The sequence below is a fragment of the Burkholderia sp. AU38729 genome (assembly GCF_020419725.1).
Taxonomy (GTDB): Bacteria; Pseudomonadota; Gammaproteobacteria; order Burkholderiales; family Burkholderiaceae; genus Burkholderia.
In genome coordinates this window covers 96708-119214 of sequence record NZ_JAIZQO010000008.1, presented here as the reverse complement: position 1 = coordinate 119214, position 22507 = coordinate 96708, and the positions used below count along the sequence as shown (strand labels likewise).

Sequence of the window (22507 nt, the reverse complement as noted above, 5' to 3'; positions counted from 1 at the left end):
CCCCAACGAGAACCATTAACCCGTATAACAGCTCTCATTAGATACCTTAAATGGCATTCATTGATGGGCAATGCGCTACTGCACCCAACGCGGCCACCGCTAACAGCGCGACTCTGACGTGTCGCGTAGTCCAACACTTCGTCGTCGCGTACATCATCGACGGCACCCTACCGGCACACAATTCGGCCGTTTGGCCACGCTCCGCGTCCGCATCAACAAAAAAGCCCGCATCGCTGCGGGCTTCTTTTGGTTTCGCCGGAAGACGGCAAAGCAACGGTGCTCAGACCACCCCGGCCCCATGCGCCTGCAGATCGGCGTGATAGCTCGAGCGCACCATCGCGCCGACGGCCGCGTGCGTGAAGCCCATCTTGTACGCCTCTTCCTCGTACATCTTGAAGGTATCCGGATGCACGTACGCCCGCACCGGCAGGTGGTGCTCGGACGGCTGCAGGTACTGGCCGATCGTCAGCATGTCGACGTCGTGCGCGCGCAGGTCGCGCATCACCTGCAGGATTTCCTCTTCGGTTTCGCCGAGGCCGACCATCAGGCCCGACTTCGTCGCGACGTCCGGATGCAGCGCCTTGAAGTCCTTCAGCAGCTTCAGCGAGTGCGCGTAGTCCGAACCCGGGCGCGCTTCCTTGTACAGGCGCGGCACCGTTTCGAGGTTGTGGTTCATCACGTCCGGCGGCGCGGCGTTCAGGATCGAGATCGCACGGTCGAGACGGCCGCGGAAGTCCGGCGTCAGGATTTCGATGCGCGTTTCCGGCGACTGCTCGCGCACTTCGCGGATGCACTCGACGAAGTGGCCCGCGCCGCCGTCGCGCAGGTCGTCGCGGTCGACGCTCGTGATCACCACGTACTTGAGCTTCAGCGCGCCGATCGTGCGCGCGAGGTTCTTCGGCTCGTCCGGATCCAGCGGATCGGGGCGGCCATGGCCGACGTCGCAGAACGGGCAGCGGCGCGTGCACTTGTCGCCCATGATCATGAACGTCGCGGTGCCCTTGCCGAAGCATTCGCCGATGTTCGGGCAGCTCGCTTCCTCGCACACCGTATGCAGGTTGTGCTCGCGCAGGATCGTCTTGATCTCGTTGAAGCGCGAGCTGCCGGTGGCCGCCTTCACGCGGATCCACTCGGGCTTCTTCAGCTTCTCGATCGGAATGACCTTGATCGGGATGCGCGCCGTCTTCGCCTGCGCCTTCTGCTTGGCGGTCGGATCGTAGGCAGGGGTCGCGGCCGAATCGGCCGGTGCGGGGGAAGCGGTAACGTCAGTCATTCGAATGTTGTTCCAGTGCCTGCGGCTTGTCGGCGGCCGCGGATGCGCCGTCGAGGTTGGCGATCAGACGGCGCACCAGCGTGTGGGCGACGTCGTTCCAGTCGGCGGCAACCTCGAGGCTCGCCATGTCGACAGTTTCCAGTCCGGCATAGCCGCACGGGTTGATCGCAAGAAACGGGCGCAGATCCATCTTCACGTTCAGGCTCAGCCCGTGATAGCTGCAGCCGTTGCGGATCTTCAGGCCGAGGGCCGCGATTTTCGCGCCTTCGTGCACGCCGGACGCCACGTAGATCCCGGGCGCGCCCGCCTTGCGGACCGAAGCGAGATTATACGCCGCGAGGGTTTCGATCACGGCCTCCTCGATCTTCGTCACCAGCGTGCGCACCATCAGCTTGCGCCGACGCAGGTCCAGCAGCAGGTACGCAACGATCTGGCCGGGGCCGTGGTAAGTGATTTGGCCGCCGCGGTCGACCTTCACGAGCGGCACGCCGCTGTCGGCCACCAGCAGGTGGGCCGGGTCGCCGGCCTGGCCGAGCGTGTAGACGGGCGGGTGCTCGACCAGCCAGATCTCGTCGCCGGTGTCGGCCGTGCGCGTGTCGGTGAACGCGCGCATCGCGTCGAAGCTCGCCTCGTAGGTCTCGACGCCCCGCCACCGCACGGTGACCGGCGGGGCCGGCTGATCCGGGGATCCGGTGGGCGATGCGGAAACGGCAACAGGCGTGGACACGATGGAAACCGGCGAAACGGACATGGGCGGTAGTTTACCGAAAACCCGTGGGTCTCGCCGGCCTGGGGAGGGGGACGGATCGCCGGTATCCGTCGGAGGAAATGATGGTCAGACGGTGCGCCATCCGTCATGGAGCAGCGCGGACAGCCGTTCACGCAGCCGTGCCAGCCCGCCGAGCGCGACTTCCCGGGGCGGCCGCGACACCGAGAACGCCACGCGCGTGCCCTCCCGGCCCTCCGCGCTGAGCCACAGCCGCTCGCCGCGGCGCAGCTTCAGCGTTTCGCCGTCGACCAGGAAGTAGTCGTTGACGTCGTTGCTGCGCGTTGCCCACACCGGCCCGCTCTGGACGATCAGCCGCGTGCTGCGTTGTACCTTCATCGGCACGGTTTCGCCCGCGGGGATTTCGAACGTGATGCTTGAAGAAATTTCTTGCATGATCGACTCCGCCAAAAAGTGCTTCGATGGCTACAATCGTAGTCACTCCAAGGCGTCAGACAAAACGACCAATTTTCACGTCGATGTGAGGAAAATTAGCAAATGGACCTCCGCCAGCTACCTGCGCTGAACGCGATTCGCGCGTTCGAAGCCGCCGCCCGTCACGAGAATTTCTCGCGCGCCGCCGACGAGCTGTTCGTCACGCACGGCGCGGTGAGCCACCAGGTACGCGCACTCGAGGAAGAACTCGGCGTGCAGCTGTTCACGCGCAACGGCAAGCGGCTGTGCCTGACCGACGCCGGCATGCGCTACGCGCAGCAGATCCGCACCGCGCTGATGGTGATCGCCGATGCGACCCGCGACGTGCGCGCGAGCGACCGCGACCGGCGGCTCGTGGTGTCGATGCTGTCGTCGTTCGCCGCGCGCTTCATCACGCCGCGCATCGGCACGTTCATCGAGCGGCATCCGGAAATCGACGTCGAGCTGCAGTCCACCAACTCGCTCACCGATTTCGCGCGCGACGACGTCGACATCGCGATCCGCTTCGGTCAAGGCAACTATCCGGGGCTCCATGTCGAGCCGCTGTTCGACGAGGTGTTCTTTCCGGCGTGCGCGCCGACGCTGAACGGCGGCAAGCTGCCGCAAACGCCCGCGGATCTCGTGCACTACAACCTGTTGCGCTCGGACGACGAGCTATGGCGGCCGTGGTTCGACGCGGCCGGGCTCAAGACGCTGACCGAGCCGAAACGGGGGATTCTGTACCAGGATTCGTCGAACCTGCTGCTGGCCGCGATCGACGGCCAGGGCATCGCGCTCGTGCGCCGCTCGCTCGCGGTGCACGACCTGCTCGACGGGCGCATCGTGCGCCTGTTCGACATCGACGGGCCGAGCCCGTGGCACTATTTTTTCGTGTGTCCGCCGCCGCTCGTGAACACGCCGCGCGTGCAGGCGTTCAGGACCTGGCTGCTTCAGGAAGTCGCCGAATACAAGCGGCTGTGCGACGAGCTGGACGCGCGGCGCGCGGCGGGGAAGACCCCCGCCGAGTGCGCGCAGGAAGGAGGATGGAAGGCGCTTAGAGCACGACCTTGACCATCGGATGGCCGGTCAGTGCGCGGTAGATGTTGTCGAGCTGTTCCTGGCTCGTCGCCCGCACGGTGATCGTGAGGCCCGTGTAATTACCGCCGCTCGACGCGCGCTCCTCGATCTTCTCGACGTCGATCTCATTGTCGTGAACGGCGACGACCTTGAAGATCGTGTCCTTGAACTCGGGGTGCGCCTTGCCCATGATCTTGATCGGGAAATCGCACGGGAACTCCAGCAGCGACTCCTTCCGGGTATCGATCGCGCCGGTCACCTCGATGGTTTTGGTCGGTTCGCTCATCATTTGCTCCGGGTTAGGTCAAACTGTTCAAACTCGCGCGCTTTCGCGCGCTGGTACGCGTCGTACAACGCCGCGAATACGGGGCCCGGCTTGCCGCCATGCACGGGCAGATCGTCGAGCGACGTGACGGGCAGCACTTCCTTCGTGGCCGACGTGATCATGATTTCGTCGGCTGCGCGCAACTCCACTTCGCTGATCTCGCGTGCGACGAACGGGATCTTGCATTCGTCCGCCAGTTCCTCGATCAGCGCGTAGCGGATCCCCTCGAGGATCTTGTTGCTGCGCGGCGGCGCGAGCAGCTCGCCGTTCTTCACGATCCACACGTTCGACGACGAGCCTTCCGTCAGGTTGCCGTCGCGCAGCTGCAGCGTCTCGAACGCATCGCGTTCGGCCGCATGCTGCGCCATCAGCACGTTGCCGAGCAGCGAGATCGACTTGATGTCGCAATGCAGCCAGCGACGATCCTCGGCCGTCACGCAGCGCACGCCCCGCGCGCGCTCTTCGGCGGACGGCAGGCGCAGCGGGCTCGTCATCACGAACACCGTCGGCACCGCGTTCGCCGGGAACGCGTGGCCGCGCTTCGCGACGCCGCGCGTCACTTGCAGGTAGACGAGCGCGTTGCCATCGCCGAGCCCTTCGGCATTCGCCGCCACCACGCGCTCGATCAACGCCCGCCAGCCCGCGTCGTCGTGCGGGCTCGCGATGCCGATCTTCTTCAGGCTGCGCTCGAGCCGTGCCAGATGCTGCTCGATCCGGAACGGCACGTGCGCACCGTCGTGCGCATAAACGGGGACAACTTCATACACGCCGTCGCCGAAGATGAACCCGCGGTCGAGCACCGGTACACGGGCTTCCGACAGCGGCACCATTTCCTCCTGCGACGAGACGCTGAGGTAGACGATCGGTTCGAATTCGGCTTGGCTCATAGCTATGTCAGATGGGGATGAAGTCGCGAAAACAAAGGCCCGTCGTGCTTACTTCTTCTTGCTGAACATCAGCAGGATCGAGTCCCAGATACGCCCGAAGATACCCGCTTCCGGCACGGCCTGCAGCGCGACGACCGGGAATTCCGACAGCGTCTTGCCGTCGGCGACGATCTTCACGGTGCCGACCTGCTGGCCTTCCGCGAGCGGCGCGATCAGCGGCGCGTTGACGTCGACTTCCGTCTTGATCTTGTCGCCGAGGCCGCGCGGCACGGTCGCCCACTGGTCGGCCTTCACGCCGACCTGCACGGTGTTGTCCTTGCCCTTGTAGATGCGCGGCGTCGACATCGCCTGGCCGCCCTTGAACAGGCGCACCGAATCGAACGCGCTGTAGCCGTAGTTCAGCATCTTCATGCTGTCCTGCGTGCGCTCGCTTTCCTTCTGCTCGCCCATCATCACCGACACCAGGCGGCGCTGGCCGTCCACGCCCGGGATCGCGCGCTTCGCCGACGCGATCAGGCAGTAGCCGGCCGCTTGCGTATGGCCCGTCTTCAGGCCGTCGACCGTCGGGTCGAGCCACAGCAGGCGGTTGCGGTTGCCCTGGCGGATGTTGTTGTACTTGAATTCCTTCTCCGAGAAGATGCTGTAGTACTGCGGAAAATCGCGGATCAGGTGCGCGGACAGCTTCGCGAGGTCGCCGGCCGTCGTGTAGTGGTTCGGGTCGGGCATGCCGTTCACGTCGGCGAAGTGCGTGCCCTTCATGCCGAGGCGCTGCGCCTCGTCGTTCATCAACGTGACGAACTGCCCTTCGCTGCCGCCGACGAGTTCAGCCAGCGCGATCGCGGCGTCGTTGCCCGACTGGATGATCATCCCGTACACGAGGTCGTGCACCGACACCGGCTTGTTCGCCTCGATGAACATGCGCGACTCGTCGCGGCCGACGCGGCGCACGGCTTCGCTCGGCGTGACGATCTGCTCCATCGAGATCTTCTTCTTGTCGAGCGCCTCGAACACGAGGTACGCCGTCATCAGCTTCGTCAGCGACGCGGGCTCGACGCGTTCATCGGCATTGCCCGATGCGAGCACCGTGTTGCTGGTCGCATCGACGAGCACCCACGAGCGCGCATTCACACCCGGCGGCGGCACCGCGCCCGGCATGTAGGTCGCGGGCGCGCCGGTGAACTGCTCGGTGGCGGCCGGCGCCGCATGCGCGGCCTTGGCCTTGGCGGCCGGTTTCGCTTCGGCGACGACGATCGTCGAGGCGAGCGCGACGGGCAGCATCACGCCGAGCGCGACGTTGCGCGCGGCGGTGCCGAAGGCGATGGAGGAAGCGAGGGACTTGAGGCCTTGGGGAGACAGACGCATGATCGATTCAGGCTGATGGCAGAAAGTGCGGTGCGAAACGCGCAGGGTTGAACGGCAAGGCGGCGGGCGTTTCGGGCACTCGCCCGACATCGTCGGGCGGCGCGAAACGCGCCGGTTGGACTCGTGCGGACGCGTTCGGTTCGCGGCCGTCGCAAGCGGGCGGACAGGCGGCGAAACGAGCGCCGCAATGGGCCCAGCCGGGCCGCGGGCGACGCGGAATCCGGCCATTATACGTGGGCGCGCAGGGCGTTTTCGCGAACCCGGCGCCGGACAGTTGCACATCCGCATCGAGCGCGGGGTGACGGCAAGCTGCCCGTCATCGCACGCGAAGGGGTGCGAAAGGCATGCGCAGGCGAGGTGGAAGTGAGGTGGCGCCGCACGGTGCGGCGCGATGTCGCGTGGGGGAAAGCGCGCCTCGGGCGAGGACCGGAGGTCATGTGCAAATGGCGAAGCAGGCTGCCGGCGTCATGCCGGCCCCCGCGCACGGGCTAGCGCCATGCGTCGACGATAATGCGCTTCAGCACGTGCAGCTTGCGATGCAGGAAATGCTCGGCGCCGGGAATCACGACGACCGGCAGTTCCTGCGGCCGCGCCCAGTCGTACACGGAAGCGACCGGCACCGTGTCGTCGGTTTCGCCGTGGATCACGAGCGTGTTCTCCGGCACGTCGGCCACCTGCCAGCGGCTCGCGGCCGTGCCGACGAACACCATCCGCTCGATCGTCTCGCCCGCGTCGCGCAGCCGCTTCGCGACGTGCGACAGCACGAAGGTGCCGAACGAGAAGCCCGCGAGCACGAGCGGCAGGTCGGCATACGCGGGCTGCGCGCGCATGTGCGCGAGCACCGCGAGCAGGTCGTCGGCCTCGCCGGTGCCGTTGTCGTGTACGCCTTCGGTCGCGCCGACGCCGCGGAAGTTCGACCGGAACACGACGTAGTTCAACTGCACGAGCGTGCGCGCCAGGGTTTGCGCGACCTTGTTGTCCATCGTGCCGCCGAACAGCGGATGCGGATGCGCGACGAGCGCGATGCCGCGCGGCGCGGCGCCGCTTTCGCGCACGGCGTCGGGGAGGTCGACGGCGATTTCGATCTGCCCGACCGGGCCCGCGATCAGCGACTTCTGCGTATGAACGTTCATTCGGCCGGCCCGCTCAGATCTTCAGGCGGTCGACGACCTTGCCGTCGCGCAGGTGCGATTCGACGATCTCGTCGATGTCGGCCTGGTCGACGTACGTGTACCACGTGCCTTCCGGATACACGACCATCACGGGCCCTTCCTCGCAGCGGTCGAGGCAGCCGGCCTTGTTAATGCGAACCTTGCCGGGCCCCGCGAGGCCGAGTTCCTTCACGCGCTTTTTCGCATATTCCTGCATGGTCTGCGCGTCGCATTGCGCGCAGCTCGGGCGTTCGGCGCCCGGTTCGCGCTGGTTCAGGCAGAAGAAGACGTGGTGCTGGTAGTAGGAATCCATGATGGTGACGAGCGGCGCGGCGCGAGGCCGTGCGGAAAGAGGAGCGGTTGCCGCTGCGCGCGGCAGCGGAGAATCCGAACGATTATAACGAGCGGCGCACGGTGCTGCCCGCGATACCGCCGCCGCGCCGCCGGGGCTACAGCGTCACCGGCGCAAGGCAGCCGGCAGCCACGCATGCTCGACGCGTTGGCCGAGCCAGATCAGCGCCGCGTAGGGCCAGATCCACGCGAGCCAGCGCGCGAGGCTGTTGAAGTGCACGTAGCGGCCCTGCCGCCAGCCCGACAGCGTGAAATCGAAGAACGGATTGACCGGCAGCAGGTTCACGAGCGCCACGCCGGCCAGCAGCGCGAGCGCCGCCAACGTCGCGCGCCAGGTCGCCGGCACGTGCAGCGCGACGAGCGCGGCCGCGAACCCGAGCTCGATCCCGAGCCGCGCGCCGGGCGTCGCCCAGACGACGACGAGGCCGGTGGCCGACTGCATGAAGGTCGCGGCCGCCTTCAGCACGAGCGTCGCGACGACGAGCGCGACCAAGAGCCGGATGCGCGGCGCGCGCGGCCGCATCGCGAGCGACGCGATCGTCAGCGCGGCGAACAGCATCAACCCGCCGAGCGCGGCTTCCCAGCCGGAGTCGGACAGCCAGCCGTCGACGCGCTCCGGCCATTCGCCCACGCGCCACGCGGCCGGCAGCCACGCGAGCAGCGCGTCCTGCATCGACACGTCGGCGCGCTCCCACAGCGCGGCCGGCCAGTCGCCGATGCCGAACAGGAATGGCGACGGAAACAGGATCGCGAACGGCCACAGCCCGGCGAGCAGCAGCGGCGTCGCGCCGTCGTCCTCGAACCACGCGAAGCGCAGCCGGCGCAGCGCGCCGCGATCGAGCAGCGCACCGGTGGCCGGCGCGACGAGCGCCGCGCCCAGCAGCGCGCCGAGCGCGTTGGCCGCGAGATCGAGATTCGACGCGACGCGCGTCGGCAGGTAGGTTTGCAGCGCTTCCATCGTGCCCGACAGCAGCACGCCGAGCCCGGCCGCGATCAGCGTCGCGGCCACGCCGCGCCAGCGCGGGTGCAGCGCGAGCACGGCAAGCGCGCCGAATGGCATATAGCCGAGCACGTTCGTGACCACGTCGAATGCGGTCACGTAGCGCTGCATCGGCGCGAACAGGTAGTCGAACGGCCCGATGCCGAGCGACACCCAGCCTGCGAACGGATACAGCGACGCGTAGACGACGAGGGCCGCGTAAGCGGCAAAGGCCTGCCGCGCGAGCGGCGATGCGCGAAGGGTGCCGGTCGCGCTCATCGCGGCTGCACGGCACGCGTCACGGCGTGCCCGCGTACGCCTGCATGCCGACCCACGCGGCAATCTGCGACACGAGCTGGTCGCTCGCCGTCGCGAGCGCGCGGGCGCCGCCCGCCGCGTCCGGCGTGCTGGACGGCGCGCGTGCCACGAACGTGCGCTGGCCGAGCACCTTGCCGTCCAGCATCAGCGTCGCGCGCGCGGTGACGGCGCCGTGGCTCTGCGACTGGCCGTCGAACACCTGTTCGAATTCGTTCAGGTCGACCTTGAGCGTCGGCGCGCGCACGCCGTCGGAGCCTTCGAGCACCGTGCCGCGCGACGACAGCGCGCCGCGCAGCCGCTGCGTGAGCAGTTGCGCGGGCGGCGCGGTCCAGCGGCTGTCGCGATAGACGGCCACGTGCTGCGCGTCCACGTACGCGAGGCGGTACGCGAACTTGTCGGAGTCGAGCGCGTCGGGCGCGGCGACGTCGAGCACCTTCAGCGCGGGGCCCGGGCCCGCGGTCACGACCGACGTGGCCGGCCCGAGGTCATAGCGGACATTCGACAGCACCGCGCCGTTGCCGGCGCAGCCGGCCGCGAGCGACAGCGTCAGCACGGCAAGCGCGGCCGCGGCGGGACGCAGCGCGCGGTCAAGGATTCGTGGCATGGCGTGTTCCTGCATGATGTTTCCGGTTTCGATAGGTGTCACTGCCCGGCCGTCGCACCCGGCCAGACGAAGCCCGGCTCGCCGGGCCCCGGCGCCGCGCCGGGCGAACCGAACAACAGACTGCGCGGATTGCGGCCAAGTTCACCGGCCACGTCCTTCAATTGCCGCGATGCGTCGCCGACGCTGCCGGCGAGCGCGTTGAAACGCGGCAGGGTGTCGTACTGCACGCGCGTGTTGAGACCGTTGAGCGCGACGCTGATCTGCTCGGCGGCCGTGCCGGCCTTGTTCAGGTTCGACACGAGCGGCCCGTTCGGCTGCAGCAGCGTGTTCGCCGACGCCATCGCGCGGTTCACCTCGTGCATCGTTTCCGGCAGCGCGGTCACCGCCGGGCCGAGCTGCTTCGTCAGCGTGGCGGCGCCATCGGCCGCGTGCTGCAGGCTTTCGGCGGTCGCGCGCAACTGCTCGCGCATCTCGGGCGACATCAGCGCATTCGCGCTCTTCGCGGCCAGTTCGAGCTGCCGCAGCAGCACGTCGCCGCGCTCCTGGATCTGGTCGAACAGGCTCGGCCGCATCGGGATCTGCGCGATCGCCTTCGGCGACGACGGCAGCGGCGCCAGGTCGCGGCCCGTGTCCTCGAGCTGCACGAACGCGATGCCCGTCACGCCCTGGAAGCCGAGGCTGCCGTAGGTCGACTGCGTGATCGGCGCGTCGTGATCGACGAGGATCCGGATCCGGATCTGGCCCGGATGCGTGCGGTCGAAGCCGATCGACTGCACCTTGCCGACGTCGAGGCCGCGAAAACGCACGGCCGCGTCCGGGAACAGCCCCGTCACGTTGGTGCGCGCGAGCAGGTCGTACGGCACACGCACGGTGCGGTCGACGTTGAACCAGAACACGGTGCCCGCGATCGCGAGCGTCAGCGCGATCGTGAACAGGCCGGCCCAGAACGCATGTGATTTGTTTTCCATTCGCGGATTCCTTCGTGCCTACAGCTCGACGCTCGACAGCGCCGGTTCGAGGGCCGCCTTCGGCAGCTTCGCGCGCCGCTCGGGCGGCAGCGCCTGCAATGCGCGGCGCCCGCGCAGCCCCAGGAAATATTCGTGGATGAACGGATGGTCGACGTTCGCGGCCTCCTCGACCGGCGCGGCGACCAGCACCTTGCGGTCGGCCAGCACCGCGACGCGTGTCGACAGCGCGACCATCGTGTCGAGATCGTGCGTCACCATCACGACGGTCAGCCCGAGCGTGCGGTGCAGCGTCGCGATCAGCTCGACGAATTCGTCCGACGCCTGCGGATCGAGGCCGGCCGTCGGCTCGTCGAGGAACAGCAGTTCAGGCTCGAGCGCGATCGCGCGCGCGATGCCCACCCGCTTGACCATCCCGCCCGACAGCGCGGCCGGCATCTTCGACGCGTGCTTGCACGGCAGCCCGACCATCTCGAGCTTCAGCATCACGATGTCGTGCAGCAGGTCCGGCGGCACGCGGCCGAGCTCGCGCAGCGGCTGCGCGACGTTGTCGAACACCGTCATCGACGAGAACAGCGCGCCCTGCTGGAACAGCATCCCGGAGCGCGTGCGCATCATCCGCGCGCTCGCGTCGTCGATCGTCGCGGTATCTTCGCCGAATACCTTGATCGTGCCCGACGTCGGCCGCTCGAGACCGAGGATCTGCCGCACGAGCGTGGTCTTGCCGGAGCCCGAGCCGCCGACGATCGACACGATCTCACCGCGCCGCACGTCGAAGTCGAGCTTCTGGTGGATGATGTTGCGCCCGTAGCGCTTGGTCAGATTGCGCACCTCGATCACGAGGTCGCCGCCGTCGGCCGCCGCGGCCGGCCCGTTGCCGACCGACCCGGCGCCGATGGCCGCGGCGTGCGCGGTCGTTTCGTTCGATGCGTTCATCCGAGCCCCACGTTCTGGAACAGGATCGCGAACACCGCGTCGGCGAGGATCACGACCGTGATCGACGTCACGACCGACGTGGTCGTGCCTTCGCCGAGGCTCTGCGAATTCGCCTTGATCCGGAAGCCGAAATGGCAGGCGACCAGCGCGATCAGCATGCCGAACACGACGCCCTTGCCGACCCCGATGTACAGGTTCGCGATCGGCACGACGCCCGGCAGCGAGCGCACGAAATAGTTGACGTCGATGCCGAGCACGAGCTTCGCGGCGAGCGCGCCGCCCGTCAGCGCGATGATGTTGGTCCACATCACGAGCAGCGGCATCGCGACGCCGAGCGCGAGCACGCGCGGCAGGATCAGCCGCAGCCCGTGCGGGATGCCCATCACGCGCATCGCGTCGAGCTCCTCGGTCACGCGCATCACGCCGATCTGCGCGGTGATTGCCGAGCCCGAGCGGCCGGCGACGAGAATCGCCGACAGCACCGGGCCGAGCTCGCGGATCACCGACAGCCCGAGGATGTTCACGATGTAGCGGTTCGCGCCGAACATCTGCAGCTGCTGCGCGGACAGGTAGCTGAGCACGATGCCGATCAGGAACGCGACGAGCGCGGTGATCGGCAGCGCCTGCGCGCCGGCGCTGTAGATGTTCGCCGAGGTCTCCTTCCACGGCATCGTCTTCGGGCGACGCAGCACCGACAATGCATCGAGGATCACGAGGCCGAACATCGCGATACCGCCCTTCAGGTGTTCGCCGAACGCGAACAGCATGAAGCCGAAGCGCGTGATCGGGCCGAAGCGCACCACGCGCTCGGGCGCCTCGCGCGCGCTGTCGAGCCGCTCGATGCGCTCGAAGATCGTGCGCTGCGTGGCGCTCAGCGCGACGCCGGCCGGCAGCTTGCGGCCCCACACGCGCCACAGCGCCTGGCCGCCGACATGGTCGAGCCGCTCGATGCCGGACAGATCCCATTCGCTCACGCGCCCGGACGCGATGCTCGCGATACGGCGCGCCACCGCGCCGCGATTGCGTGCCAGCGCGAGCGCGGTCCACTGGCCGGTCAGGCGCACCGTCTGGCCCTGGCCGCCGGCGTCGACCGACAGGCCGGGAGGAGTCTCGAAGTCCAAGGGCGGATGTTTGCAAAAAGGTGACAGCGGCCATTGTAGCGAACCGCCCGACGACGCGACGTGAGGATTTCCGTCGGGGCGCGCAGCCCGGGCGGCAAGCGTGGGGGCAGCGTAGCTGCGGGCGGCGAGCTCGGCGCGCGCAGCGGGGGCGCCGGGGCGCCGAGCCGGGGGGCCGGCCGGAACCGGCCCGAAGCCGTCGCCGGCCACGGCCCGCTGCCGACGTCGCAACCTTTCATTGTTCCGTCACGATTCCTTTCGATACTCTCACGCGCCGCACATCAGGCCGTCGGCGCCCCGCGCCGCCAATCGTTGCGACTCTCGCCTTTCATAAAACAGAACACCGAACAGGACAACCGATGCGTCTCCCCCTGCTTTCCCGCCGTCGCGTGCCGGCCATCGCCGCGCTCGCCAGCCTCGCCTTCATCCTCGCCGCCTGCGGCGGCGACGACGTCACCTCGCCGCCCGCGACGCCGCCGGCGGCCCAGGCGCCCGTCGGCACGACGGCCACGCTCGCGTTGCTCGAGACGACCGACCTGCACACCAACGTGCTGTCGTATGACTATTTCAAGCTCGCCGCCGACAATTCGCTCGGCTTCGAGCGCGTGTCGACGCTGATCGCGCAAGCGCGCGCGCAGTATCCGAACACGCTGCTGCTCGACAACGGCGACACGATCCAGGGCACCGCGCTGTCGGACTACCAGGCGCTCGTGAAACCGGTCGGCTGCGACCAGACGCTCGCGATCTACAAGGTGATGAACGCCGCGAAATTCGACGGCGGCGGGATCGGCAACCACGAATTCAACTACGGGCTGCCGTACCTGTCGCAGGTGACCGGCAACACGTTCGAGGTCGACGGCCTGCCGGCGCCGGCTCAGCAGAAGAAGTGCGCGGGCCCGAACTTCCCGCAGGTGCTCGCGAACGTGATCAGCGCGAAGACCAACGCGCCGCTGTTCACGCCGTACACGATCCTGACCCGCACCGTGACCGCGACGACGCCGGACGGCAAGACGGTCAGCGCGCCCGTGAAGATCGGCATCATCGGCTTCACGCCGCCCGCGATCATGAACTGGGACAAGCGCTGGCTCGACGGCAAGGTCTACACGACCGGCCTGAAGGAAGCCGCCGAGAAGTACATTCCGGAGATGCGCGCGAAGGGCGCCGATCTCGTCGTCGCGATCTCGCACGGCGGCCTCGACAATTCCGCGTATTCGCCGACGATGGAGAACGGCAGCTGGTGGCTGTCGAAGGTGACCGGCATCGACGCGATGCTGATCGGCCACTCGCACCAGGTGTTCCCGGACGCGAACAGCACCGTGTCGCAGTTCAACCTGCCGGGCGTCGACAAGGTCAAGGGCACCGTCAACGGCGTGCCGACCGTGATGGCCAACTACTGGGGCAAGCACCTCGGCGTGATCAAGCTCGGCCTGAAGTTCGACGGCAAGACGTGGAGCGTCGACAAGTCGCAGACGACCGTCGAGGCGCGGCCGATCCAGAACGCCGACAAGAGCTACGTCGCGGCCGATCCGTCCGTGTCCGCCGCGATCGCCGCCGAGCACCAGGCGACGATCGACTACGTGAAGACGCCGATCGGCTCGACCGACTACCGGATGAACTCGTACTTCGCCGATGTCGGCGATCCGGGCGCGATCCAGATCGTCAACGAGGCGCAGGCCGACTACGTGAAGACCTACGTGCAGGCGAACCTGCCGCAATACGCGTCGCTGCCGGTGCTGTCGGTCAGCGCGCCGTTCAAGAGCGGCTTCGGCGGCGGCACCGACTACACCGACGTCGCGCCGGGCGCGCTCGCGATCAACAACGCGGCCGACCTCTATCTGTACCCGAACACCGTGTACGCGGTGAAGGTGAGCGGCGCCGACGTGAAGAACTGGCTCGAAACGGCCGCGAAGCGCTTCAACCGGATCGACCCGACCAAGGCGACCGTGCAGCCGCTCGTCAGCACGTTCCCCGGCTACAACTTCGACATGTTCACGTCGGCCGATCTCGCGTATGAAATCGACGTCACGCAGCCGGTCGGCAGCCGGATCAAGAACCTGACCTACAAGGGTGCGGCGATCGACCCGAACGCGCAGTTCATCGTCGCGACCAACAACTACCGCGCGAGCGGCGGCGGCAACTTCCCGGGCCTCGACGGCAGCAAGACGATCTTCGCGTCGCCCGACGCGAACCGCGACGTGCTGATCGCGTTCGTCAAGAAGCGCGGCGCGATCACACGCGCGGCCGACGGCGCACAGCGCAGCTGGCGCTTCACGAAGCTCGCGAGCTCGGTCGCGCACGTGCAGTTCGCGTCCGCGCCGAACCGCCTCGGCGACGCGGCGGCGGCCGGCCTGACCGGCATCACGCAGGTCGCGGCCGACGACGGCTCGGGCAAGAACCTCGCCACTTACGAAATCGACCTCACGCAATGAGACCCGCGATGCAACCGATCCGGACGATGCGGCCGGCCGAAACCGGCCTCGCCGCCGCCGCGCGGCGCCTGCTGCGCGCGAAACTCCCGCCGGCCGCGCTGCTCGCGGCGGCGGCCGTGACCGTCGCGGCCGTCGTCGCGGCAGCCGGCCTGCGCGGCGCCGGCCCCGCGCCGAGCGCCGCGCAGCTCGACGAGTGGCAGGCGATGGTCACGCAGGCCACCGAGCCGCATGCGCTCGCGCAGTTGCGCACGCTGGCGCGCCGCGGCTCGGGCGACGCGCAGGCGGCGCTCGGGATCGCGCTCGTCGACGCGCGCGAACCGGGCTTGCGCGACGAGGGACGCGGCTGGCTGGAAACGGCCGCGGCGGCAGACAGCAAGGCCGACGCGCCGGCCGCCCGGCGTGCGCAGCTCGCGCTCGGCAAGGCGTTGCTGCTCGGCAGCAGCGATATGCCGAAGGACTACGCACGCGCCCGCACGCTGCTCGGCGAAGCGGCCGCGCAGGGCGACCCGGCCGCCGCGTATTACCTCGGGCTGATCTATCGCAGCGGCTACGGTGTCGCCGCCGATCCCGTGCAGGCCGCGCACTGGTTCGACGTCGCGTCGCACGCGGACATCCCGGCCGCGGACTTCATGCTCGCGAACGCGTACCGCGAAGGCAGCGGCGTGCCGCGCGACGAGGCGCGCGCGCTGGCGCTGTATCGCCGCGCCGCCGAGCACGAGCTGCCGGAAGCCGTGCAGACGCTCGCGATGGCCTATCGCAACGGCGAACTCGGGCTCAAGCCCGACGCGGACGCGTTCCACGCGCAGTGGATCGAGACCGCGCATGCGCTGAAGCACCCGGTCGTCGCGCCGTAACGGTTCGTCCGCACGCACCGGCATCCCACCGGCTGCATGACGCGCATGCCCCGACGCCCCGCGCATCGATCACCCGGCAACGGAATCGATCGCGGCGCGTCCGGGCTCGCGCGCCGGTTGCATTGCCGCCCTCCGGCTGCGCCACGTCGACCGTTCGACACGCGGCAATGCATTAACATGCAGCCTCACAATAAAACCTGAGAGAACTGCATCCATGTCCCATCGCCTTTCCAGGCTTGGTGCCGCTGCCGTCGGCGCCGTCGCCCTCGTCATTGCCGGCGCACCGCTCACCGCACGCGCCGCGCCGCCCGCCCAGCCCGACATCTTCAACGCCGCGCTTTGCAAGCCGCCGTTCACGTCCGACCTGATGGACTCGATCTACAACATCGCCAAGGCGGCCGATCCGAAGCCGGACGAATCGATGCTGGGCGCCGCGGTCTATCGCCTGCCGGAGCCGATCCACCGCGACGGCTTCACGACGCAGCAGGTCGTGTTCGTCAGTACCGGGATCGGCGTGCTCGTCGACGGCGAAGTCGCCGACCAGCTCGCGAAGCGCTACCAGCTCGCCCTCGAGAAGGGCCACCTGCTGGGCGCGTCGTCCGTCGGCTATTCGCGCCGGCTGACGGTGCGCGGCCCGGGCGGCGCACTGATCCTCGTGTCGGCCCGCCAGGGCCCGGCGCTGAAAGGCAAGACGCTGCTGGCCTGCGAAATGACGTCCGAGGAGGACATCAAGGCGCTGGAGCGGATGGAGATGCGGCGCTGAGGAGGTGAGGCGCTGGCGCGACGCAACGCAACGCCACACCGGGGATATCTCGCATGCGAATACCGTGCGTCGTTACTTCTGCTCCGGCAGGACCGTACCGCACGGATTCTCGCAACCTTCCGATGAACACGCTGGAATAAACTCTATCTCTATCTGATTGCGTTTACTCGACGGAACAACGGAGTTGCTTCGCCAGATTTTAGAGTCCATGTGAATCCGATCTTTTGCTACGCCGAGATCGAGCAGATACGCTCGGACAGCATTGGCCCGAGTACGGGCGATAGAAATTGCGTCGCGCTCACGCTCGTCGGCATATCCGTAGATCACGACGGGACCATTGTTGGCCGCACTGTTCCGAACGGTCACCAACAAGCTGGCGAGCGCAATCCGGTCAGCATTCGAAATGGCCACGACGCCGAGGTCGAGCTTACTTGCGTATTGCAAGGAAAAGCTGCAAGCAAACAGGACGCTTGAAGCACAAAGCCCCACAAGGCTAATCGATGCACAAGATATACCACGCAATATTGTCCGCATTCCTGATCGCCATTGTCGGGACCTCTTTGGCGAGCCGCCTGCTGAGAAATTGTCCATAGGTGTTCTTGTAGTCAATCGCTCCGAATGTATCCCGAAAATGCACACACTCGTGAACAATGGTCAGTTGCATCGAGGAAAACGTACCCGCACTCGTATCCGGAAGCTCACAGAACTTCGGGGAAATCGATATCGTGTGCGTGGCGGTATCGGGGCCGCAAACGTGCGCAACTTCGCCGTCTAGATTTTTGGTATTTGGCGTACAGCCGAGAGCCCGATCAAGGTCGGGATCGGAGCGAACGAAATTCCTTGCCGTCAATCCGTTCATGACTGTGATCAACGCCACCAATCCGTTCGTCAGCGCACCGCGAGTGGGCTCGTCGGCGACCCCGAACCACTCTCTGACTCTCGCCCGCGCAGGCTCTCTCCAGACATCGAGTTCGTCGACTCTCTGCGTGATTATTTTTACGGCATCGTCGCGCAATGTCAGGACTTTCTTCCGAAATTCCGCATCGGTCATGTTTTTACAGATGGGCGGCCCGTCGACTGCCAGTAAAAGCTCAACCTTCGAACCACGCGTCGTATTCGTTATGGCCGAGTCATGCACGGTCACGTATTCGTAGTCATCGTGCGGCATGGCCGTGCTCCACTATTTCAATTCGCAGTTTCTCCGAATGACGAGTCGCTACGCGCTGTGTGTGCCCGGCACGATCAGTCATACCGCTGAAGACCTGGCCGGAACTGGTATGTATTCGATAAGGCACACATACCAAGGGCTGCCCCGTCTTCTCGTTTTTCAATACATACTGCTCGTCGCATTCCACCCCAGAGACCGGCGAGTGAGAATGATCGTCTCCCAGTTCTTTCGGCTCAGTCGCCCCGTCACCGACCCGCATCCTCATGCCCCGCTCGGCATAGAACACAGGCGGCGGACTGCACCCGCATGCATTGATATCCCCGCTCAACGCCCATCCCTGACCATTCGGCGCCCTGCCGGGCAAGCGCGGGCCTTTCGGCGCGACAAACCCCACCTGCTCGCAAGCCGTGCAGTAAGTTTTCATGTAGAGCGTGGCGATCTGCACACGCGGCGGCGGATTGGAACACGTGACGCATCCCAATCCCTCGGTGATCGTCGCGCTGCCGCCCCGATCGCCCTTGGCAAGGAAATAGCGGATCATGCGGCGTCACCTCGGCTCATCGCGCCCGAGCAACGCTCATCCGCGAAAGTACCGGGCCCCGCCCCTCCGCCAACGGTCAACGAAGACTCGCTTAACCATTTCTCGCCACCATTCATCCGGATTCCCTCTCGTCGCTATCAGCGCAATCTCATCCCACCAAAATGCACGATCGGCACCAGGAAATCCATCATACGAATTCGAACTTCTGACCGATCGATATCGGTCGGCGATGTTTCGTCAATTGATCGACCGGAATGTCGGTGCGGCATTTCTTCCGGCTCGCATGCCCATGACTACCTGAACGTAACTTCCTTCGATTCGGCACGAGCACATACGCGCGAAGCGTCGGATACCAATTGGCCCCTGTCCCGGGGAAATGACTATTACCCCGCCCGACGCGCGCCACCGCGCCCTGTCGCTACAATAGGCGCCATGAACGCCCCCACCTCCTCCGACACGCCCGATTCCGGCGACGCGCACATCGCGCGCAACCGGCTCGAGGCGCACCTGGACGCCGCGCCGCGTGCGTGGCCGCTCGACATCGTCGCCGCCACCGGCTCGACCAACGCCGACGTCGCCACCCGGCTCAAGGCGCTGCCGCGCAACGCGAACGCGCTGCCCGCGCCGCTCGTGCGCGTCGCGTTCGAGCAGACGGCCGGCCGCGGCCGGCAGGGCCGCCCGTGGTTCGCGCAGCCCGGCAATGCGCTGCTGTGCTCGGTCGGCTGCATCGTGCCGCGCCCCGTCGAAGCACTCGGCGGCCTCAGCATCGCGATCGGCGTCGCGCTCGCCGAAGGGCTGGCCGCGCTGCCGCTCGACGCCCATACACGCGTCGCGCTCAAATGGCCGAACGACCTGCTGCTGACCGCTACCGACGACGGCACGCCGCGCATCGTCGGCAAGCTCGCCGGGATCCTGATCGAAACCGCGTGGACCAGCGCCGACGCCACCGCCGTCGTGATCGGCTTTGGCATCAACGTGCGCGGCGCGGAGGCCGTCGCCGCGCAGGTCGATGCGCTGCGCGCGCGCGAAGCGACGCTCGCGAGCGGGCTGCCGCCCGCCGCGCTGTCGATCGCGTGCGCATCGGCCAACCTCACCGACACGCTCGCCGCGTCGCTGAACGCACTCACGCCCGCGCTCGCGCAGTTCGGCGCCGAAGGGCTCGCGCCGTTCCTGCCGCGCTGGCACGCGCTGCACGCGTACGCGGGGCGCGAAGTCGTGCTGCTCGAACAGGGCGTCGAACGCGTGCGCGGCATCGCGACGGGCATCGACGCGACCGGCCAGCTGCTGCTCGATACGCCGGACGGCGTGCAGGCGATCGCCGCCGGCGACGTGTCGCTGCGCGAAGCGCAATGAACGAGCCGCACCTGCTGATCGACGCCGGCAACAGCCGGATCAAGTGGGCGCTCGCCGATGCGCAGCGCACGCTCGTCGAGACGGGCGCGTTCGGCCACACCCGCGACGGCGGCGCCGATCCCGACTGGTCGGCCCTGCCGCGTCCGCGCGGCGCGTGGATCTCGAACGTCGCGGGCGCCGACGTGGCCGCCCGGCTCGACGCGCTGCTCGACGCACGCTGGCCGGGCCTGCCGCGCACGACGATACGCGCGCGTCAGACGCAATGCGGCGTGACGAACGGCTATACGACGCCCGACCAGCTCGGCAGCGACCGCTGGGCCGGCCTGATCGGCGCGCACGCGGCGTTTCCGGGCGAGCACCTGCTGATCGCGACGTTCGGCACCGCGACGACGCTCGAGGCGCTGCGCGCGGACGGCCGCTTCACGGGCGGGCTGATCGCGCCGGGCTGGGCGCTGATGATGCGCGCGCTCGGCACGCACACCGCGCAGTTGCCCACGCTGACCACCGATATCGCGAGCGGCCTGCTCGCCGGCGCACCGGCCGAACCGTTCCAGGTCGATACGCCGCGCTCGCTGTCGGCCGGCTGCCTGTATGCGCAGGCCGGGCTGATCGAACGCGCGTGGCGCGATCTCGCGGATGCCTGGCAGGCACCCGTGCGGCTCGTGCTGGCCGGCGGCGCGGCGGACGACGTCGCGCGTGCGCTGACGCTCCCGCATACGCGGCACGATGCCCTGATCCTGTCCGGGCTGGCGCTGATCGCCGCGGAAGCAGCAACCGCCACGCCGACGCAGGCGTGACGGAAAAGCGCCGGCATCGCGCCGGCGCACGGCAACGCGAGCCCGTGCGGGCCTGCGTCACGATGACGGTGAAGCACCGGCGGCGCCGTGCTGGCCGCCCGCGCGCACGGTCAACGGCAGGAATGGGAAGGAATGAAATCGCCGGCGATGCGGCCGGCCCGATTGAATGACGTGAACCACGTCAATGACGACGAGGAGTGTCGACGATGCTGCGCTGGCTGATCGCTGTTCTCTTTCTCGCCAACATGCTCGCGTTCGTGGTGGCGCGCGGCGTGTTCGGGCCGCTGCCGGCGGCCGGCCCGCGCGAACCCGGCGTGCTGGCGCGACAGGTGCGGCCCGATGCGCTGCGCGTGACGCCGCTCGCACGGGCCACCGACCAGCCCGTCATCGGCGGCCCGATCGCGCCGCCGTCCGTCACGGCCGAACCGCTCGCCGCGTCCGCGCCCTGACGGCGCCGGGCCGCGCTCAGGACTGCTGCGCGCGCACCTTCTTCAGCAACGCGGTGGTCGAGCGATCGTGCTCGAACGGAATCGCCAGCGCCCGGCCACCCCAGCCACGCACCAGCGCCGATTCCGGCAACGCATCCATGTCGTAGTCGCCGCCCTTCACGAGGATGTCCGGCCGGACCGCCTCGATCAGCGACACCGGCGTCTTTTCCTCGAACGTCACGACCCAGTCGACGCTTTCCAGCGCCGCGAGCAGCGCCGCGCGGTCTTCCTGGCGATTGATCGGCCGGTCGTCGCCCTTGCCGAGCATGCGTACCGATGCGTCGCTGTTCACGCCGACGATCAGGCATGCGCCGAGCGCCTTCGCGTCGGCGAGATAGGTGACGTGGCCGCGATGCAGGATGTCGAACACGCCGTTCGTGAACACGACGGGCGACGGCAGCGACGCGCGCAGGGCGACGAGGGCATCACGAGTGATCAGCTTGCGTTCGAAGGTGGCGGACATGATGGAGGTCGGACGAAGTGGGCAACGGCGCGCGCGGCGGCGGCGCCAGATAAAAAGCCCGCCGGACTGACCGGGCGGGCTTCATGCAACGGGTACGACATCGCGCAACGCGGCCGGCGCGATTCACGCCGGCTGCGGCGCCAACCGGCCTCAGGCCGGCTGGGCGGCCGACGACGGGCCGCTTTCGGCCTGCAGGCGGCCGGTGACTTCCTTGCGGTAGCGGTTCAGCTCCTGCGCGGTCGCGAACGTGCGCTCGAACAGGATCGACAGGTTGTGCAGGATCCGCTCGACGACCTTCTTTTCCCACTCGCCGTCGAACCGGATCTGCTCGTCGAGCCAGCGCTCGAGCCATTCCGGATCGGGCAGGCGCGACTGCACGGTGTCGCGCGGGAACAGCGCCTGGTTCACGTGCAGGTTGGTCGGGTGCAACGGCTTTTCGGTGCGACGCGCCGACGCCATCAGCACGCCGATCTTCGCGAATGCCGCACGCGCGACGTCGCCGCAGTTGTTCAGCGCTTTCTTCATGTAGCGCAGGTACGCGCCGCCGTGGCGCGCTTCATCGCGCGAGATCGTTTCGTAGATCTGCTTGATGACCGGCTCGGTGTGCCAGTCGGCCGCGCAACGGTACCAGTGGTTCAGGCGGATCTCGCCGCAGAAGTGCAGCATCAGCGTCTCGAGCGGCGGCGCCGGGTCGAACTGGAAGCGCACCGCGTGCAGTTCCTCTTCGGTCGGCACCATTTCCGGCTTGAAGCGGCGCAGGTATTCCATCAGCACGAGCGAATGCTTCTGCTCTTCGAAGAACCACACGCTCATGAACGCGGAAAAGTCGCTGTCGTGCTGGTTGTCGCGCAGGAACATTTCCGTCGCGGGCAGCGCCGACCATTCGGTGATCGCGTTCATCTTGATCGTCTTCGCCTGCTCGTCGGTGAGCAGCGACGCGTCAAACTTGTCCCACGGAATGTCCTTCTCCATGTCCCAGCGGACGGCTTCGAGCGATCGGTAAAGTTCCGGATAAAGCATCGTGTTCATGATGGTCCCACCCCTGTTCTGCGCAATGCGACTTCTCTAAACGTGACTGTTGCCGCGCAAGCACGCCCGAGCGCGCCTTTTGCAGCCAAGACTCTA

Annotated in this window: 25 protein-coding genes; 7 read left to right on the top strand and 18 right to left on the bottom strand. The window is 67.6% G+C overall.

The annotated features are described in order from the left end of the window. Positions 1-280: 280 nt before the first annotated feature. The 3 genes from lipA to LGM56_RS21630 all read right to left on the bottom strand — a co-directional run bounded on the left by lipA (position 281) and on the right by LGM56_RS21630 (position 2435). Positions 281-1273 carry a lipoyl synthase gene (gene lipA, locus LGM56_RS21640; RefSeq protein WP_039346279.1) on the bottom strand — a complete coding sequence of 331 codons (993 nt, stop codon included), beginning with the start codon at positions 1271-1273 and terminating at the stop codon, positions 281-283. Then, positions 1266-2024, bottom strand: a complete 759-nt coding sequence (gene lipB / locus LGM56_RS21635; RefSeq protein WP_089495708.1) for a lipoyl(octanoyl) transferase LipB — start codon at positions 2022-2024, stop codon at positions 1266-1268. The genes lipA and lipB overlap by 8 nt, the downstream gene beginning before the upstream one ends. Positions 2025-2108: 84 nt before the next feature. Next, positions 2109-2435, bottom strand: a complete 327-nt coding sequence (locus LGM56_RS21630) for a DUF2917 domain-containing protein (RefSeq protein WP_089426664.1) — start codon at positions 2433-2435, stop codon at positions 2109-2111. A 102-nt stretch (positions 2436-2537) separates the two neighbouring features. Between LGM56_RS21630 and LGM56_RS21625 the strand changes: the two genes are divergently transcribed. Continuing rightward, positions 2538-3524: a transcriptional regulator GcvA gene (locus LGM56_RS21625; protein ID WP_226206750.1), complete on the top strand. Its 987-nt coding sequence runs from the start codon at positions 2538-2540 to the stop codon at positions 3522-3524. On the opposite strand, the gene LGM56_RS21620 is transcribed toward LGM56_RS21625, so the two are convergent. The 10 genes from LGM56_RS21620 to LGM56_RS21575 form a co-directional block, all read right to left on the bottom strand. After that, positions 3508-3816, bottom strand: a complete 309-nt coding sequence (locus tag LGM56_RS21620) for a YbeD family protein (RefSeq protein WP_011353335.1) — start codon at positions 3814-3816, stop codon at positions 3508-3510. The genes LGM56_RS21625 and LGM56_RS21620 overlap by 17 nt on opposite strands. After that, positions 3816-4742: a D-amino acid aminotransferase gene (locus LGM56_RS21615; protein ID WP_089495709.1), complete on the bottom strand. Its 927-nt coding sequence runs from the start codon at positions 4740-4742 to the stop codon at positions 3816-3818. Before LGM56_RS21615 ends, LGM56_RS21620 begins: the two co-directional genes overlap by 1 nt. A 48-nt stretch (positions 4743-4790) precedes the next feature. After that, positions 4791-6104: a D-alanyl-D-alanine carboxypeptidase family protein gene (locus LGM56_RS21610; RefSeq protein ID WP_089495710.1), complete on the bottom strand. Its 1314-nt coding sequence runs from the start codon at positions 6102-6104 to the stop codon at positions 4791-4793. A 488-nt stretch (positions 6105-6592) separates the two neighbouring features. After that, complete coding sequence (locus tag LGM56_RS21605) at positions 6593-7237, bottom strand: alpha/beta hydrolase (protein WP_175236804.1); 645 nt, start codon at positions 7235-7237, stop codon at positions 6593-6595. Positions 7238-7250: 13 nt separating this feature from the next. Continuing rightward, positions 7251-7568, bottom strand: a complete 318-nt coding sequence (locus LGM56_RS21600) for a (2Fe-2S) ferredoxin domain-containing protein (protein ID WP_011694422.1) — start codon at positions 7566-7568, stop codon at positions 7251-7253. Between the two features lie 144 nt (positions 7569-7712). Beyond that, the gene (locus LGM56_RS21595; RefSeq protein ID WP_226206749.1) at positions 7713-8864 is read right to left on the bottom strand and encodes a VanZ family protein; all 1152 of its coding nucleotides are present in this window, start codon (positions 8862-8864) and stop codon (positions 7713-7715) included. 19 nt (positions 8865-8883) lie between these two features. Then, positions 8884-9507 (bottom strand): ABC-type transport auxiliary lipoprotein family protein, encoded by a 624-nt coding sequence (locus LGM56_RS21590; protein ID WP_089495713.1) that lies wholly within the window; start codon positions 9505-9507, stop codon positions 8884-8886. A gap of 38 nt (positions 9508-9545) precedes the next feature. Beyond that, on the bottom strand, positions 9546-10475 hold the full coding sequence (locus LGM56_RS21585; protein ID WP_089426421.1) for an MlaD family protein: 930 nt from the start codon (positions 10473-10475) through the stop codon (positions 9546-9548). 18 nt (positions 10476-10493) lie between these two features. After that, positions 10494-11408 (bottom strand): ABC transporter ATP-binding protein, encoded by a 915-nt coding sequence (locus LGM56_RS21580; protein WP_089495714.1) that lies wholly within the window; start codon positions 11406-11408, stop codon positions 10494-10496. Further along, positions 11405-12529, bottom strand: a complete 1125-nt coding sequence (locus LGM56_RS21575; protein WP_089495715.1) for an MlaE family ABC transporter permease — start codon at positions 12527-12529, stop codon at positions 11405-11407. The genes LGM56_RS21580 and LGM56_RS21575 overlap by 4 nt, the downstream gene beginning before the upstream one ends. Positions 12530-12885: 356 nt before the next feature. Here LGM56_RS21575 and LGM56_RS21570 point away from each other — a divergent pair, with 356 nt between their 5' ends. The 3 genes from LGM56_RS21570 to LGM56_RS21560 all read left to right on the top strand — a co-directional run bounded on the left by LGM56_RS21570 (position 12886) and on the right by LGM56_RS21560 (position 16572). Then, entirely contained in the window at positions 12886-14955 is a 2070-nt protein-coding gene (locus LGM56_RS21570) for a bifunctional 2',3'-cyclic-nucleotide 2'-phosphodiesterase/3'-nucleotidase (RefSeq protein WP_226206748.1), read from the top strand. An 8-nt stretch (positions 14956-14963) separates the two neighbouring features. Further along, positions 14964-15809, top strand: coding sequence for a tetratricopeptide repeat protein (locus tag LGM56_RS21565; RefSeq protein WP_226206747.1), 846 nt, complete (start codon positions 14964-14966; stop codon positions 15807-15809). A gap of 214 nt (positions 15810-16023) precedes the next feature. Then, entirely contained in the window at positions 16024-16572 is a 549-nt protein-coding gene (locus LGM56_RS21560; protein ID WP_089495718.1) for a hypothetical protein, read from the top strand. Between the two features lie 72 nt (positions 16573-16644). Here the strand turns inward: LGM56_RS21560 and LGM56_RS21555 are convergent, their stop codons facing one another. The 3 genes from LGM56_RS21555 to LGM56_RS21545 are packed head-to-tail and all read right to left on the bottom strand — an operon-like array spanning position 16645 to position 18281. Beyond that, positions 16645-17016, bottom strand: coding sequence for an OmpA family protein (locus LGM56_RS21555; protein WP_179254839.1), 372 nt, complete (start codon positions 17014-17016; stop codon positions 16645-16647). Positions 17017-17065: 49 nt separating this feature from the next. Beyond that, the gene (locus LGM56_RS21550; protein WP_226206746.1) at positions 17066-17740 is read right to left on the bottom strand and encodes a M35 family metallo-endopeptidase; all 675 of its coding nucleotides are present in this window, start codon (positions 17738-17740) and stop codon (positions 17066-17068) included. Beyond that, positions 17727-18281: a hypothetical protein gene (locus LGM56_RS21545; RefSeq protein WP_226206745.1), complete on the bottom strand. Its 555-nt coding sequence runs from the start codon at positions 18279-18281 to the stop codon at positions 17727-17729. Before LGM56_RS21545 ends, LGM56_RS21550 begins: the two co-directional genes overlap by 14 nt. A 432-nt stretch (positions 18282-18713) precedes the next feature. Here LGM56_RS21545 and LGM56_RS21540 point away from each other — a divergent pair, with 432 nt between their 5' ends. From LGM56_RS21540 to LGM56_RS21530, 3 genes are all read left to right on the top strand, one after another. Further along, positions 18714-19634: a biotin--[acetyl-CoA-carboxylase] ligase gene (locus LGM56_RS21540; RefSeq protein ID WP_069248972.1), complete on the top strand. Its 921-nt coding sequence runs from the start codon at positions 18714-18716 to the stop codon at positions 19632-19634. Next, on the top strand, positions 19631-20431 hold the full coding sequence (locus LGM56_RS21535; RefSeq protein WP_226206744.1) for a type III pantothenate kinase: 801 nt from the start codon (positions 19631-19633) through the stop codon (positions 20429-20431). Before LGM56_RS21540 ends, LGM56_RS21535 begins: the two co-directional genes overlap by 4 nt. Before the next feature lie 206 nt (positions 20432-20637). After that, positions 20638-20880: a hypothetical protein gene (locus tag LGM56_RS21530; protein WP_089426666.1), complete on the top strand. Its 243-nt coding sequence runs from the start codon at positions 20638-20640 to the stop codon at positions 20878-20880. Between the two features lie 16 nt (positions 20881-20896). Here LGM56_RS21530 and rfaE2 read toward each other — a convergent pair whose 3' ends face one another. Further along, on the bottom strand, positions 20897-21382 hold the full coding sequence (gene rfaE2, locus LGM56_RS21525) for a D-glycero-beta-D-manno-heptose 1-phosphate adenylyltransferase (RefSeq protein ID WP_089426432.1): 486 nt from the start codon (positions 21380-21382) through the stop codon (positions 20897-20899). A gap of 150 nt (positions 21383-21532) precedes the next feature. After that, positions 21533-22411, bottom strand: coding sequence for a diiron oxygenase (locus tag LGM56_RS21520; RefSeq protein WP_011353352.1), 879 nt, complete (start codon positions 22409-22411; stop codon positions 21533-21535). Positions 22412-22507: the final 96 nt, after the last annotated feature.